Annotated in this window: 12 protein-coding genes and 2 pseudogenes; 5 read left to right on the top strand and 9 right to left on the bottom strand. The window is 68.5% G+C overall.

Annotated features, from left to right (window positions below):
• Nucleotides 1–27: 27 nt before the first annotated feature.
• Nucleotides 28–537, bottom strand: coding sequence for a hypothetical protein (locus OG900_06685; GenBank protein ID WUH89835.1), 510 nt, complete (start codon nt 535–537; stop codon nt 28–30).
• Nucleotides 538–790: 253 nt separating this feature from the next.
• On the opposite strand from OG900_06685, the gene OG900_06680 reads away from it, so the two are divergent.
• Complete coding sequence (locus OG900_06680; GenBank protein WUH89834.1) at nt 791–1,225, top strand: hypothetical protein; 435 nt, start codon at nt 791–793, stop codon at nt 1,223–1,225.
• Nucleotides 1,226–1,390: 165 nt separating this feature from the next.
• Here the strand turns inward: OG900_06680 and OG900_06675 are convergent, their stop codons facing one another.
• Together OG900_06675 and OG900_06670 are read right to left on the bottom strand one after the other, a co-directional pair.
• Nucleotides 1,391–2,881 (bottom strand): DUF6056 family protein, encoded by a 1,491-nt coding sequence (locus OG900_06675; GenBank protein WUH89833.1) that lies wholly within the window; start codon nt 2,879–2,881, stop codon nt 1,391–1,393.
• A gap of 46 nt (nt 2,882–2,927) precedes the next feature.
• On the bottom strand, nt 2,928–4,346 hold the full coding sequence (locus OG900_06670) for a glycosyltransferase (GenBank protein WUH89832.1): 1,419 nt from the start codon (nt 4,344–4,346) through the stop codon (nt 2,928–2,930).
• A gap of 373 nt (nt 4,347–4,719) precedes the next feature.
• On the opposite strand from OG900_06670, the gene OG900_06665 reads away from it, so the two are divergent.
• Nucleotides 4,720–6,219, top strand: coding sequence for a hypothetical protein (locus tag OG900_06665; protein WUH89831.1), 1,500 nt, complete (start codon nt 4,720–4,722; stop codon nt 6,217–6,219).
• A 304-nt stretch (nt 6,220–6,523) separates the two neighbouring features.
• On the opposite strand, the gene OG900_06660 is transcribed toward OG900_06665, so the two are convergent.
• Both OG900_06660 and OG900_06655 read right to left on the bottom strand, forming a co-directional pair.
• Entirely contained in the window at nt 6,524–6,667 is a 144-nt protein-coding gene (locus OG900_06660) for a hypothetical protein (GenBank protein WUH89830.1), read from the bottom strand.
• A 76-nt stretch (nt 6,668–6,743) separates the two neighbouring features.
• Nucleotides 6,744–7,220, bottom strand: a pseudogene (locus OG900_06655) (transposase).
• Here OG900_06655 and OG900_06650 point away from each other — a divergent pair.
• A pseudogene (locus tag OG900_06650) lies at nt 7,206–7,915 on the top strand (transposase domain-containing protein). The pseudogenes OG900_06655 and OG900_06650 sit on opposite strands and share 15 nt — an antisense overlap.
• A gap of 431 nt (nt 7,916–8,346) precedes the next feature.
• Here OG900_06650 and OG900_06645 read toward each other — a convergent pair.
• Nucleotides 8,347–9,297, bottom strand: a complete 951-nt coding sequence (locus OG900_06645; GenBank protein WUH89829.1) for an XRE family transcriptional regulator — start codon at nt 9,295–9,297, stop codon at nt 8,347–8,349.
• A 253-nt stretch (nt 9,298–9,550) separates the two neighbouring features.
• On the opposite strand from OG900_06645, the gene OG900_06640 reads away from it, so the two are divergent.
• On the top strand, nt 9,551–10,069 hold the full coding sequence (locus tag OG900_06640) for a hypothetical protein (GenBank protein WUH89828.1): 519 nt from the start codon (nt 9,551–9,553) through the stop codon (nt 10,067–10,069).
• Between the two features lie 167 nt (nt 10,070–10,236).
• Here the strand turns inward: OG900_06640 and OG900_06635 are convergent, their stop codons facing one another.
• On the bottom strand, nt 10,237–10,641 hold the full coding sequence (locus OG900_06635) for a helix-turn-helix transcriptional regulator (GenBank protein ID WUH89827.1): 405 nt from the start codon (nt 10,639–10,641) through the stop codon (nt 10,237–10,239).
• 144 nt (nt 10,642–10,785) lie between these two features.
• Between OG900_06635 and OG900_06630 the strand changes: the two genes are divergently transcribed.
• Nucleotides 10,786–11,658, top strand: coding sequence for an SDR family oxidoreductase (locus OG900_06630; protein ID WUH89826.1), 873 nt, complete (start codon nt 10,786–10,788; stop codon nt 11,656–11,658).
• A 35-nt stretch (nt 11,659–11,693) separates the two neighbouring features.
• Here OG900_06630 and OG900_06625 read toward each other — a convergent pair whose 3' ends face one another.
• Both OG900_06625 and OG900_06620 read right to left on the bottom strand, forming a co-directional pair.
• Complete coding sequence (locus tag OG900_06625; protein ID WUH89825.1) at nt 11,694–12,110, bottom strand: transposase; 417 nt, start codon at nt 12,108–12,110, stop codon at nt 11,694–11,696.
• A gap of 229 nt (nt 12,111–12,339) precedes the next feature.
• A complete protein-coding gene (locus OG900_06620) occupies nt 12,340–13,278 on the bottom strand; it encodes a transposase (GenBank protein ID WUH89824.1) in 939 nt (312 codons plus the stop codon).
• Nucleotides 13,279–13,470: the final 192 nt, after the last annotated feature.

The raw sequence follows: 13,470 nt of genomic DNA, 5'->3' as shown, positions 1-13,470 counted from the left end.
CAGATCCAGTATCAGCGTGTCCACCACTCAGGGGGAGGACCCCTGTTTCCAGGTCGGTCCGGTGCGACGCGGGGCGGGATCGATGCCGGCCTGGTTGAGGATGTTCCACACAGTGGAGGCGGCTGTCTTGTGGCCGAGGCGGGTGAGTTCGCCGTGGATGCGCCGGTGGCCCCATTCCGGGTTGTCGGCCGCCATGCGGAGGATCAGGGTTTTGACCGCGGCGGCTGTGGGTGGGCGTCCGGGTCTGCGTCGCCGGTTGTAGTCCCATTTCTTCGCTACGAGTTTGCGGTGCCAGGCCAGCAGCGTGGCGGGGGCCATGGGGAAGAGCTGGGCCCAGCGGCGGCGCGGTATCAGGTGCGAGAGCGCGGCGAACCACAGGCGGTCGGCTGGTTCGTAGCGCACGCGCGGGACCTGTCGGCGCAGGACCGCGTTCTCATGCCGCAGCACCAGCAACTCCGCGTCCTTGGCAACGTCACGCCGCAGCAGCAACGCCGGCAGCGACAGCAGGCGGCGGGTGACGGCGTACACCGTGGACAAGATCACGAAACATGGTCCCAGACGAGGAAGAGCCACTGCTCAGGGACCTTGGCCGGGTTCCTCACAGCGACGGACTACAGAACCAGGCGACGATTCGTGTTTTTGAGCCCCACAGGCTCGCTCCGCCGTACGACTGGTGGGCGCCCGGCGTCTTTGACCGGGGCCTGCGGGTCGCTTCGCGCCTACCTCGGCGGCATCGCAGAATGCGGGACCGGAGCGACATACCTGGTGACGAGGTGAGCGAGGACCGGCCATGGCCAGTGCGAGCGCACGGGACGAACAGCCCGTTCACCGGGGGAAGGTCGTGGGCTGGCTGTCGAAGGTGTTCGAGCTCAACCCCGCTGGGCTCAACTGGCCGCGAGGGGTGTTGTTCCTGGACATGGCGCTGGTGCCGCTGGTCGTCTTCTGGGCGATCGGGCATGAGCAGTATCTTCTCAGCGCGTTGTTCGGCCTGTTGTTCGCGTGGCTGGCCGACCCGGGAGGCGGAGGCCCTGGAGGTGCTTGCCCCTACGTCGCGACGGGCTGGTGGACCGCTGTCCGGACCGAAGCGGAGTTCCTCGAACGCTGGGGGCGGCCGAAGAGGCGGTCGCCCTGGTTCGTCCCCTGGCCCGCTCCGGTCGACACCAGATGGAGTTCGCAGCGTGGCTGCCGGTGCGGCACGGCCACGCCGGTGAGGCGTTCGAGTTGATCAGCAGGGGAGTGGAGGACTGGTTCCTGGCCGTGGCCCTGCCCGACGTCGCCGCGGCTGCGGGCCCCGTTCTTGCTCCTCCGCGGGAACGGGGAGGAGTCCGGCAGGAACCGTCCAGGCTGCGCACGTCGAAGGGCCCCACCGTGACCGGTGGGCTGCTGCTGCTCAAGCGGCGCCCGTACCCCGATGTTCCGTTCCGTCCGTGACCTTCTTCAGGTGGTAGTACTGGGCGACGCATGAGGCGGGCCACGGCCCATTGCCACCGCCGCCGAACGGTTCGGTCATCTTGCTGATGACGAGGGGTTTGTAGGGCAGCACCGTTGCCCCAGCCGCGGTCTGTTCCCGCAGCTGGCGGTCCTGGTTGTCCCAGGCTGTGGCGCGCGCCCGCATGTCCGAATCCAGGTCGTGTAGCGACAGGGCCAGTAGGGCGGTGACGCACACGCAGATGGATACCGCGCCCAGGGCCACCGGCTTGATGCCACGTCGGAACCGCCGTACCGCCAGGTTCCCGAGCAGGCCGCCTGCGGCGACGAGCAGCAGGAGCAGCAGGAACAGGTAGTCGTTCCACAGCCTGTTGGCGCTGGCCACCGTGGAGCCGAAAGCCGGATAGGCGATCACCGTACAGGCGTATCCGGAGAGCAGCAGAGCCCCCGTGCCGGCACCCATCAGCAGGGTTGCCCTGCGGTCGGGCCGCGGAATGCCGCCGTCCGGGCGGCGGACGAGTGCGCCGATCAGAAGGCCCACGCCGACCGCGCCAATGTACTGGTAGTTCGTCAGCACGGTATGGACGACGTGTGCGTAGCCCCGCCCTGAGGCGTAGAGCGATTCGCGCGAGAACATGCCGTCCGCATGTTGGAGTTTGCGCCGGTTCCTGGATCCCGTTGAGGTGAGGAGCACGGCGGTGCCGGTGAGGATGCCCGCCGCTGCGGCAGCACACCACATGCGAGCGAATGCGAGCCGTCCGGCGGCGAAGAGGCGGCGTCCGAGCAGAAGGGCCGGTACGAGGAGGGTCAGCACGACAACGGAGGTTTCCTCCGACAGCGTGCCCATGACGGCCCCGGAAGCGCACGCGACCGCGATCGCGAAAGCCTTGCCCTGCCGCGAGGTCGCGAGCACGGCCGGGATCGTAGCGGCGGCCGCGAGCACCGGCGGCAAGGTGTGCGAAACCGACGACGCCGGCCAGAAGAAGGTCTTGTATGTGTTGGTGGAGGCGAAGCAGAAGACGGCCAGGAGCGTGGCCGCCGAGAAAAGCGGGACGCCCCGGGGTACCCGCCACCCGCTGCGCCGCCGCAGTGCCGCCGCCCAGGCCCACAGCAGGAGCAGCATCACGACCGCGCTGATCCCCGCGTACCACTGCTGGCCCGCCACGCCGAACCTTGCGTAGGCGGACACGAGCACCCCGTTGGCGATCCGGCCGTTGTCCGCGGAGTAGAACCGGTTCACCATGCCCAGGAATCCGTGGTCGCGCACGAAGGGCAGGAAGCACCACTCGTCACCGCTGGGGCGTACCCACCGGGCGGACCACGCGGCTCCGACGAAGAGGGCCAGCGGAATGAGCGGCAGCAGAGCCGAATCGGTCCTGGCGCGGAGCGGGGAAGCGAGGCCCGGGATTGCCACGGTGCGGCGCTCGGGGGTTTCCGTGTCGGTCTGCTCCACCGGCCGCTCCGGGGTCGGGGTCGTCTCGCCGTCCGAGCGGAGGGCGCTAGCCGGGGGAGGGGTCGTCCTGTTCCGTCCCCGCAGGACTGTTCGAAGCCACGGCAGCGGTGGCAGCCGGCCGGCGGCCGGAGTTGATGGCCCACCGGGCGAGGAGGAAGGAGATGGGGGTGACCAGGATCCCGGCGGCAAGTGCGGCAACGTTCTTGTCCATTTCGAATCGGCTGACGGCTACGTAGAGAAGCGCCCCAGAGGCCACCAGGTTGAAGCCGCTGGACAACGGATACCGGAGAAACGCGCGCCAGGTCGGACGTGTCCTGCAGGTGAGGTAGGAATTGAGCAGGAAGGAACCGACGGTACTGACTGCGTATGCGAGAACATGCGCGGCGAGATACGGGATCCATGGGTTCAGGGCGGTGTAGATGGCGAGGTAGACGGCGGTGTTGACGACGCCGATCGCCACGAAGGTGGCGAATTGCCGTTTCGGGGGGCGGGCCGCCAAGCGATTCACCGGCGCGGGCCGGGGGGGCCTGGGGGCGGGATGATCGTCCGTTTCCCGGATCACGAAGGACGGGCGGCGTTTGACCTCGTGGTAGATGCGGCCGACGTATTCACCGATGACCCCCAGGGTGATGAGCTGGATGCCGCCCAGCCCCACCACCGTCATCAAAAGCGTCGCGTAGCCGGGGACGGCAGCCCCGTGGAGGGCCACTTCGAAGGCGGTCCAGACCGCGTAGACGAGTGCGGCGAGAAAACACCAGAAGCCCGCGTAGACGGCCAGCCGCAGGGGGCGGTTGTTGAAGGAGAGCAGCCCGTCGATGCCGTAGTTGAGCAGACGCCGGCTTCCCCACTTCGAGCTGCCGGCGAGCCGCTGGGCGTTCCGGTACGTGAAGCTGGCCGTCGTGAAGCCGATCCAGGAGAAGATGCCCTTGGAGAACCGGTTGGTCTCCGGCAGCGACAGCACAGTGTCGACCGCCTGACGCGACAGCAGCCTGAAATCCCCGGCGCCGTCGAGTACCTCCACATCCATGAGGTGGCGCACCAGCGCGTAGTAGCCGCGGCTCAGTATCGTGCGCGCCAGGCCCTCGCCCTCGCGGGTCCGCCGAGGAATCACCTGGTCGTACCCGCGTCTGTGGAGTTCCAGCATCCGGGGGATGAGTTCGGGAGGGTGCTGGAGGTCCGCGTCCATGAGGACCACCGCTTGGCCCCGGGACATGCGCAGGCCCGCGAGCATCGCGGATTCCTTGCCGAAGTTCCTGCTGAGTACCGCGTATCTGACGCGCCGATCACCGGCACCGAGGTGGCCGATGATGTCCCGCGTGCGGTCGGTGCTGCCGTCGTCCACATAGCAGATCTCGTAGTCCAGGCCGGCCCGGCCGAGAACCTCCCCGACAGCCGTGTGGAACCTCTCGATGACGGCAGCCTCGTTGAAGCACGGTACGACCAGGGAAAGCTGAGGAGTCGCCAAAACCAGTCTCCTGACTCAGCACGCCGGGGCGGTGCCGCCTGCCTCTCAGTGGTGGGGTGGTCGTCCCCGGCAGGGGAAAGGACGCGCCCAGATGCATTCGACCCACATTCGTCGGCCGAGGTGCGGAACCACAGGGCTACGCGCCCGCGGACAACCCGTTTGGCCTGGCCGGACCGCGAGGACCGACTGCGCGCTGCGCCGGCGGATCTCTCGTCCAGCACCCGCCGGGTGGCGCGGTGGCCAGGCCGCCCCGCGGTGTGCCCTGCCGAGGCTCCGCCAAATGCCGCGTCGAAGTGGCACGGCGCCCTGGCGGGGGGACAGCATTCCTTCGGGTGGCCATCCCGGTCCCAGCGAATTCCAAAGAGGTGCCCGGATGTCCGAACGCACGATCATCCCGGCCGCCCAAAGTGCCGCGCCGAGCATCCGGCCCGAGCCGCGGCCCGGTGCACTGCGGTGGCTGATCGCCGTCAGCGGCACCTACACGCTGGTGCAGCTGATGCTGACGGTACCGGGGACGGGGCTCGGGTGGGACGAGACGATCTACACCAGTCAGGTGAGCGGCACGATCCCAGCGGCGTTCTTCAGCGCGCCGCGAGCTCGCGGCATCAGCTTCCTCGCCGCGCCGGTCGCCGAACTGACCACCTCCACCACAGCCCTTCGAGTGTGGATGGCGTTGCTGTCCGGCGCAGGGCTCCTCCTCGCGCTGTGGGTATGGCGGAACCTCGTACCTGTACGAGTGCTCGCGCTGGCGGGCGCGCTCTTCGCCGGGCTGTGGATCACGCTCGACTACGGCGCGCAGGTGATGCCGAACGTCTGGAGCGCATACGGGGTCATGCTCGCTGCCGGCTGCTTCCTGCGGGCTGCCCGGGACCGTACCGACCGTGCGGCCCTTGCAGGGCTGGTCTGCGGAGTGACGATCGCCGGCCTCATGCGACCGCCGGACGCGGTGTGGCTGGCGGCCCCCCTGCTGGCCGCCGCGCTGGCAGTGCCCGGATGGCGGCGGCCGTACCTGATGGGTGTGGTGCTGCTCGGGGTAGTCCTGGGCTGCGGCGAGTGGGTCGTGGAGGCGTACGTACGCTACGGCGGGCTGGCCGAGCGGCTGCGGCTGGGCAGCGACATCCAGGGCGGCATGGGACCGAACTTCGCAGTGGACGACCAGATCCGAGCCCTGGACGGGCGTGGCCTGTGCCGGCCCTGCTCCATCCCGTGGCGGCATCCGGGTACCGGCGTGTGGTTCTTCGTGCTGCCCTTTCTCGCCGTGGGCGGCGCTTTCGCGGCGACACTGGCCAGGCGTCGGGCGACCGCGCTGCTCCCGCTGCTGGTGGCCGCCTTCGTGTCCGTGCCGTACCTCTTCCTCATCGACTACGCGGCGCCGCGGTTCCTGCTGCCCGCATACATCCTGCTCGCCGTGCCGGTGGCCGACTGCCTGAGGTGGCTGGTCACCCGTCCCCGCGGCTGGTCGCGCCCGGTTGTCGTCACCCTCGCGGCCTGTGCGGTCGGCGCGCACCTGACGGTCCAGTTCGCCGTACTGGCGAGCACCGTCCAGAAAAACCGCGAGCAGCGCCGGATCTCCGTCGCCGTCACCGCCGCCCTGCGCCGGGCCGGCGTGCGTCCGCCTTGTACGGTCACCGGGGACGCCTCGGTTCCGGTCGCCTACAACACGGGATGTTCGTCCCGCGAAACGCGGGGCGCCGATACCAGCATCACGACACAGGGCGTGCTGGCCCTGGCCGGTCGCATGCCGGTCGCCGTCCTCGTCCTACGCGGGCAGCAGCCGCCGTCCTACGCCGTCACCTGGCGCGCCGTCCCCCTCGCCGACCGACTGCACCGCGCATACATCTCCCCCGCTGCCCCGGCCCATCCCGCACGGTAGGGCGGGTACGTGCAGCTCGCCCCAGCGCATCGCCGCCACCCGGCCACCGCACCCGCTACCCGCACCGATCACCGGGATGTCCTGCCCCGGTTCCATCCCATCGGCCGCTGCGTACCGCTCCGCGGCAACCCCTTCCAGCATGCGACCGCCACGCGCCCCGCAGTCCCACGCCACCCACGCCGTCGGCTCCAGCAGGTCGTTGCGCTCCCGACCTTCACCACCCGGCCCGGCCTGGCCGCATCTCCGCCGGACTACCGGCACCCGCCTGGCCCCGCCCGGGACGACCGCCCGCCCTCGCCGAAGATCAGCGGCCGACCCGCTGGCCGACGTGCTGAAGCACCGCACCGCAGATCAACATGAAGATGCTGCAAGGAAAGACGACGTCGGCGACGGCCAGTTCGTGCACAGCGCCGGCAAAGCGGGCCAGCGCCATCCCCGCGCCGAACACCAACGCTCCAGAGCCCCACAGCCGCGGTCGCAGGATGTCCTCCCGCCTGTGGGGCTCGGAAAGTCGTCGCTGCAGGTCAGGCGGTGTAACGGTACTCGTTGATGACGCCGCCGAGGATACGGGTGCGCAGAGGTCTGCGGTCTTCAATCTCGTCGGCGGTGGTGGGCTGTGAGTCGGCGCCTGGCGGTAGTTGGTTGCGGGCTCTGTGGGGGCGGTGCTCGTTGTAGTGCTGTTCGTAGGCGGCCAGGATGTGCCGGGCGTGGGTCTCGTTCATGATGAGGACGTGGTCGAGGACCTCGCGGCGGATGCTGCCGATTACCCGCTCGCAGTGGGCGTTGATCCGAGGGGCCCGCGGCGCACTCTTGAGGATCTCCATCTGCTCAGCTTCGAAGACGGCGTCGAAGGACCGCCCGTATTTGCCGTCGCGGTCGCGCAATAGGAAGCGCAGAGACTCCCTGCGCGTGCCCAGGTCGGCGGTAAGGTTCCGGGCTTGCTGCGCTGTCCACTCGCGTGTGGGATTGGCGGTGACGCCGGTGATGTGCAGGCGCCGGGTGAGGCGACCATCACCTGTACGGTCACTGTGGCCGCGAGTCGGTTCGCGCCGGGCCGTCTGGGAGAGCTGACGCCGGTCGTGCCGTTCGAGCTGGTCGATGCCGTCTTGTCGGAGACGCGGACCGTGCAGCGGCGGCTGCGGGATCTTCCCTCACGGGTCGGGGTCTACTTTCTGCTGGCGATGTGCATGTTCCCCGAGGTCGGCTATCGGCTCGTGTGGGCCAAGCTGACGGCGGGCCTGTCGGGGATGCCGGTTGTCCGCCCGAGCACGAAGGCACTCCGTGATCTGCGCCCCGACTCGGCAGCGCGCCGGTGCGTGCGTTGTTCGAGGTGTTGGCCGGGCCGTTGGCTCGGCCAACCATGCCGGGGGTGCGGTTCGGCCCGTATCGGACGGTGTCGTTCGACGGCTGCAGCTCGATCAAGGTGCCTGACAGCGAACGCAACCGGGGCTGGCTGGGGCGGTGCCCGCACGGCGGGTATCCCCAGGTCGAGCTGATGACGCTGGTCGAGACCGGCACCCGGGCCGTCATCGCGGCGGTCTTCGGCCCCACCCGGGAGGGCGAAACCTCCTACGCCACCAAGCTGTTGCACCATCTGGGCCCCGAGATGCTGGTGCTGTGGGACCGGGGCTTCGACAGCAACGACTTCCTCACCGCCGCGCACGCCACCGGCGCACAGGTCCTGGGCCGCATCCGCCAGCGCCGCCGCCCACCAGTCCTTCAAACTCTCGCCGACTCCTTCTATCTCTCGGTCATCGGGGAGGCGGTGGCTGGAACGGCGCCGGCTACATGGGCCTCGGCGGCCTCGGCGGTGCCAGCCTCTTCGGACTAAGCGGCACCGAGCTGAGCATGGACTTCGGCTTCGGCCTCGCCTTCGCTCTCGGCTACAGCAGCTGCAACGTCGTGATGACCCCTCCGCCTCCGCCGCCGCCCACGGCCGAGATGGGAGTACACGAGAACCCCGGCCCCCGCACCACGGGCCAGGCAGCCGGTGCCGGCACCCACGCCCAACCCGGGAGTGGTCGGAGTGGAGCGGCCTGCCTCAGGGCCCGGTGGGGTCTGTGCCCGTTGTAGAAGGTCTCGAACTCATGCCGATCACATACCGTCGACAAGGTCAGTGTCACGAGCTCAGTCCTTCCGGATGAGGAACCCCTGGTCGGTGGCGTGGGTGCATTGTTCTTCGATTGCCTCAGCTCCCTGGGTGGTGTCGTTGTGGGCGATGCCGACACACCGGCTGGTGTCGGCCGAGTGAAGTCGGAAGCCCTCGCCGCCGGTGGTATTGACGGGTTCCAAGCGGAACAGCGTGGCTTGGGCGCAGTTGTTCCGGGGTTCGAGCATGCCCTTGACCGGACCAGTGCTCATGACCGTCAGGCACCCCTTGCCCTCCACAGGGTGGTGCCACTGGATGCGGTAGAGGCCCTCGCCGACCGGTTCGAGGTAGGTGCGCGGCACCGTGGCCTGAGAGCAGGGGAGCTGGACGGCGACGGCGCTGGGGTAGGCGCCGTCGCGGTCGCGTCCGTCGGTCAGGCACAAGTTGGGCGTACGGGCGGGACGGATGGTGACCCAGCCGTCGGAGGGAAGCCGGGAAGAGGTGGCCGAACTGCGGGGGAACAAAACCCAGGCGGCCAAGGCAAGCGCCGGGACCATCAGCGAGGTCGCGACCGCCACCACGCGCCGCTTAGCCCTATGTTTTCGCGGGGGCACGGAGTTTTCACTTTGCGGTTGAGCCCCGGCCGTGGCTTCGGCATTGCTCGCGGAGCTCGGCACCACGGCAGGTACGGCAGCGATGCCTGTGGCGGCGATCCGATTCCTGGAATCCAGCCAGGCGCCAACCCTCGGCCCGTCCCCGCAGGCACGGACGAACGCGGCCAGCACGTCGGGGCGCGGCAGGCTGGTCCGTTTCAGGATGTCGGCCAGCGTGCTGCGCGCCAGCACGTCACCGTTTCGGGCGGCCTGCTCCTCCAAATCGCGGTATGTCAGCCCTGAACGCTCCTTGAGTTGCTGCATCAACTCAATGAAGCCGGCTGCGTCTCGGGCTTCGTACGGTGACAGCTCCCCCTGGTGATCCACGAACAGCATCTTGTCGTGGTCATTGCACAGGGGACAACGGCGGATTCCGCCATGCCCCGCTGTCCGGGACTCATTCCGGACAGCAGCGTGACCAGCCCGGACAGCCCGCTTCTGTCCGGGACAGCCGACGGCTCTTCCTTCAGCTGCCGGCGGTCAGCAGTGTCTGTGGTGCCCGAGCAGACGAACCGTCGCTGACGGCCAGGCCAGGCTGCGCGAACGGGCTCTCGCTCGGCTGTTGGATCCGGAGACTCGAAGGAGACAGATGCGCATCCGTTCAGTACTCGCAGTAGCCGCAGTAATCTTCACCGTCCTTATAGCGGGACAAGGCCAGTCCTTCGGCGTGGACTTCGAAAAACCGTTCGAAGACCAAATATCCACGCTTTCCTACGACACGGGCGGTGAGTCCTGCTTGGACGACTATGTCTGGAACCCTAAATCGATCTCGTACGACAAGATCGCCAGGGGCTGCTTCACCAGGAATGGCGACGTGTGGAGAATTCAAGACTCCCTTGCGGACGGAGACCAGACCTTCATCTACTGGGAAAACTGGCTCTGGAATGGCTCCTCGTGGATGCCATACCGATCCGGTTGGTGCAGCAACAACCTGGGCGCCCCCAATTGGGGTGTGTGCAACAAGGACTACTACGAGTCCTCCAGTACCAACTACTACAAACACACAGGCAGCAGGATTCGCTTCCAAGTCTGCCGTCGCGACCTCGTGAACACCGGCTGCAATCCTGGCAGCATCAGCGACGCACCGTGGATCAACAACAACGCATAAAGGGCTCAAGAAGATCTTGCTGAGGAGCTGTCCGGACTTGGGCCGGGCGGCTCCCTCGGTCTCCTGAGGTTGAACTCGTGATGTCGCCGGGTGGCTTGGGTGGGTCTGATTGTCGGGCCGGTCTCGGCGAGGCGGCCGTCTATGACCAGACCGCTGGCCGCCGCTGGTTACCTGGTGCGCTCAGTGCGGTCGTCGTACTCTTCGCGGGCGGTGATGACTTCTTCGATGTGCAGCACGGACCACTCCGTGAGCGCCTTCAGCGGTTCCCGCAGCGTCTGGCCGAGCGCGGTCAGCTCGTACTCCACGTGCGGCGGCACCTCTGGGTAGACGGTCCGGCTGACCAGCCCGTCGCGTTCGAGGGTACGCAGCGTCTGGGTGAGCATCTTCTCGCTCACACCCGCCAGCGCCTGCCGGAGCCGGCCGAACCGGGAGGTCCCGTTCCGGCCGAGTTCGCCCAGCACGAGGACCGCCCACTTGCTGCCGATCTGGTCGAGCAGGTCCCGCGACGGGCAACCGCGCTCGTACGGATCGAACGACGGTATGGGCCCGGTCACCTTCTCGACAGCAGTCATACGGCTCACCTCAATGCTATCGGTTCGGTAAGTACCATACCGAGAAGTGGCTACTCCCCAACAGAGAGTGTCCAGGTCATTCTGTGTTCCACCCCGCCGCGGACAGACCGCGGCAGGCGTGCGAGGCACGCGCGGAAGGAAGGAATGACCATCATGCCGATCGTCGTCACTGGAGCCACCGGCCAGCTGGGCAGGCTCACCATCGAGGCACTGCTGCGGCGCGGGATCCCGGCCGCGGACATCATCGCGACCGGCCGGGACATCGCCAGGATCAAAGACCTGGCCGACCGAGGCATCACGGTACGCCGCGCCGACTTCGCGGACACCGACGGCCTGGCCGAGACATTCGCGGGGGCGGACAGGCTGCTGCTGATCTCGGCCTCGGTCCCCGTGGACGAGCGGGTCACCAACCACCGCCGCGTGATCGACGCCGCGGCATCCGCAGGCGTGTCGCTAGTGGCGTACACGAGCACGACGCACGCGGACACGGCCACCACCGTCATCGGTGCCACGCACAGGGAGACCGAGGCGTATCTGCGGGACCGCGGAATCCCCAGCGTGCTGCTGCGCAACGGCTGGTACCTGGAGAACTACACCAGCCAACTGCCGCAGATCCTGCAGAACGGCGCGGTCGTCGGCGCCGCAGGCCAGGGCCGGATCAGCGCCGCGTCCCGCGCCGACTACGCCGAGGCCGCAGCGATCGTCCTCACCGCTGAAGGCCGCACCGGCGCCGTGTACGAGCTCGGCGGCGACGAATCCTTCACCCTGACTGAGCTCGCCGCCGCGATCTCCGCTGCGGCCGGAAAGCAGGTTACCTACGCTGACCTCCCGGTGGCCGGTTTCGCCCAGGTACTGGCCGCCGCGGGCCTACCCGCCGAACTGGCGGAGGTCCTCGCTGACGCTGACCGCGGTATGAACCGCGGCGAGATGTACACCGACTCTGGCGACTTGCGCCGCCTGATCGGCCGCCCGCCGGTGACCCTGGCCGAGGCACTCGCGGCCGCCCTGCATTACTGACTCTGTCGGTGATCTTGGTGGTCGGTGGTCGGTGGTCAGGTGCCGAGCGTTCGCCAGGACTTCGGCCGGTGAATTCCCTGCTGGTCCAGGAAGGTCTGGAAGGCTGTTGGCGGTCTCCCTGGAGGGGCGTCCTCGGTGAATGGCCGGCGGCTGAGTCGCTCGATGTTCACGGCGATGGCCGTGAGTACGTGTTGCAAGTGGGCTTTGGGCTGTCCTCGGTAGCGGCAGCGGCGCATTGCGTGTCCGTGGGCAAGCTCGTTCATGGTGCCGTCGACTCCGGAGCGGACCGCGTAGCGGGTCTTCCAGGCGGGTGTCTGCTGTTCGGCCCGGACGCGGAGTTGCAGGTCGCGTAGTTCTCGTGGGGGGAAGCCCACGGTTCGGGCGCTGTCGGTGGTGGTGCACTGTGTGCGGGCCGGGCAGGGGCGGCACTGGCTCTTGGCGAACCGGGCCACGATCAGGGGTGCGGCGGTGGGTGAGGATGCCGGGCAGGGCCTGGCCGTCGTTGGTGGCGGCCGAGGTGGTGGCCACGTCCGTGATCACGTTGACGCTGTCAGGTCACACGTCTCGGTGACGTGTGCGGCGAACCCCTTCCAGCGGATGATGTGCCCGTGGCGGACGTGGCGCGCCGTGGTGTCGTAGGGCGAGACGATCGCGCAGGAGGAAGGCGGCAGCCCGCCGTCGTCAGCGGTCCGCCTCGTCGCGGTAGTAGTACGTCACCACGATCTGCTGCAGCGCCTCGGCGTGCGGGCCGGGCCGGCAGCCCGATCCAGACCGGTGAAGGCGTTCCAGCAGCCGGCAGGCGTCCTCGCCGGCGGCGAGGATCCTGGCCTTGGGCCGGGTGGGGTTCTTGCCCGGCCGGACCTTACGGCCACAACGGCGCCCCCAGTCCTCGTCGGCCACCCCGGCCAGCAGGTGCGAGGCAGTGCGGGCTACTTCTTCCAGCGCGGCACGGACCGCCTCGGTGACCAGTTCCAGCCGGGTCAGGTCGCGCACGGCTGCCAGAACGTGGGTGGAGTCGGTGCGCTGCGTGCTGCGCTCGCGTACCAGTCCGACCTCCTTCAAGCGCACGAGCGCGAGATCGAGCAGGCGGTCGGCACGGTCGCCCTTGATGAGACGCTCTCGGAAGTCGGCCGGCACACTGTGGTGGAAGCCGGGATCGTCCAGCTCCATGGCCGGCGCGTACTTGAAGTCGATCCGGCAGCGGACCGCCTCAGCGGCTTGCCGATCCGATAAGTCCAGCAGGAACTGCAGCGCACAGACGGTGGCCAGCTGGGCGGGTGAGAGGCCCGGACGCCCGTCGCGCGGGTACCAGCCGGCGAGGTCCTCGTCGCACCACAGCCCGTCCAGCCGGTCCCTCACCCACATCGCCGTCGTACCAACCGGATTGCTCGCCCGCGCGACCTGCGCGGTCAGAGACGGAACCTGCTCACCGGAACGGGGACGGAGCATGTGATCAGTCAGGATGGTGCCGGGGTCCGCGAGCTCGTACTCGTGGACGGGGTTCGCCGGGCGGACGTTGTGCGTGTTCATCGCGAAGCGCTGCACGTGCTGCGTTCGGGCATCGACGCAGCCCACAGCGATGCCTGCAGCGGTGACGCCTGGCCGCCCGAGGTCCTGCACTCGTACGAGCGTGTCCTGTCACTGGCTCGCGAGGAGGCCGTGCGCGGTAGTCGCTCCAGGCGCTCCGACCCTGGGACGGGGGTCGACATCGATGTCCGGGACGACGGGCAGTTCGAAGTGCTGTCGGACTTGGTTCCCTACACGATCCACGCCGAAGGCCGGCGAGAAGGCCGGCTGGTCTTCAGTGCCGGC

Origin of the sequence: Streptomyces sp. NBC_00433 (assembly GCA_036015235.1) — a bacterium.
Taxonomy (GTDB): Bacteria; Actinomycetota; Actinomycetes; order Streptomycetales; family Streptomycetaceae; genus Actinacidiphila.
This window is presented reverse-complemented; position numbering and strand designations above follow the sequence as displayed.

Coding starts and splice junctions, on each gene's coding strand:
- OG900_06680 (WUH89834.1), top strand. CDS start 791: ATGGCCAGTGCGAGCGCACGGGACGAACAGCCCGTTCACCGGGGGAAG.
- OG900_06665 (WUH89831.1), top strand. CDS start 4,720: ATGTCCGAACGCACGATCATCCCGGCCGCCCAAAGTGCCGCGCCGAGC.
- OG900_06645 (WUH89829.1), bottom strand. CDS start 9,297: ATGCTGTTCGTGGATCACCAGGGGGAGCTGTCACCGTACGAAGCCCGA.
- OG900_06640 (WUH89828.1), top strand. CDS start 9,551: ATGCGCATCCGTTCAGTACTCGCAGTAGCCGCAGTAATCTTCACCGTC.
- OG900_06635 (WUH89827.1), bottom strand. CDS start 10,641: ATGACTGCTGTCGAGAAGGTGACCGGGCCCATACCGTCGTTCGATCCG.
- OG900_06630 (WUH89826.1), top strand. CDS start 10,786: ATGACCATCATGCCGATCGTCGTCACTGGAGCCACCGGCCAGCTGGGC.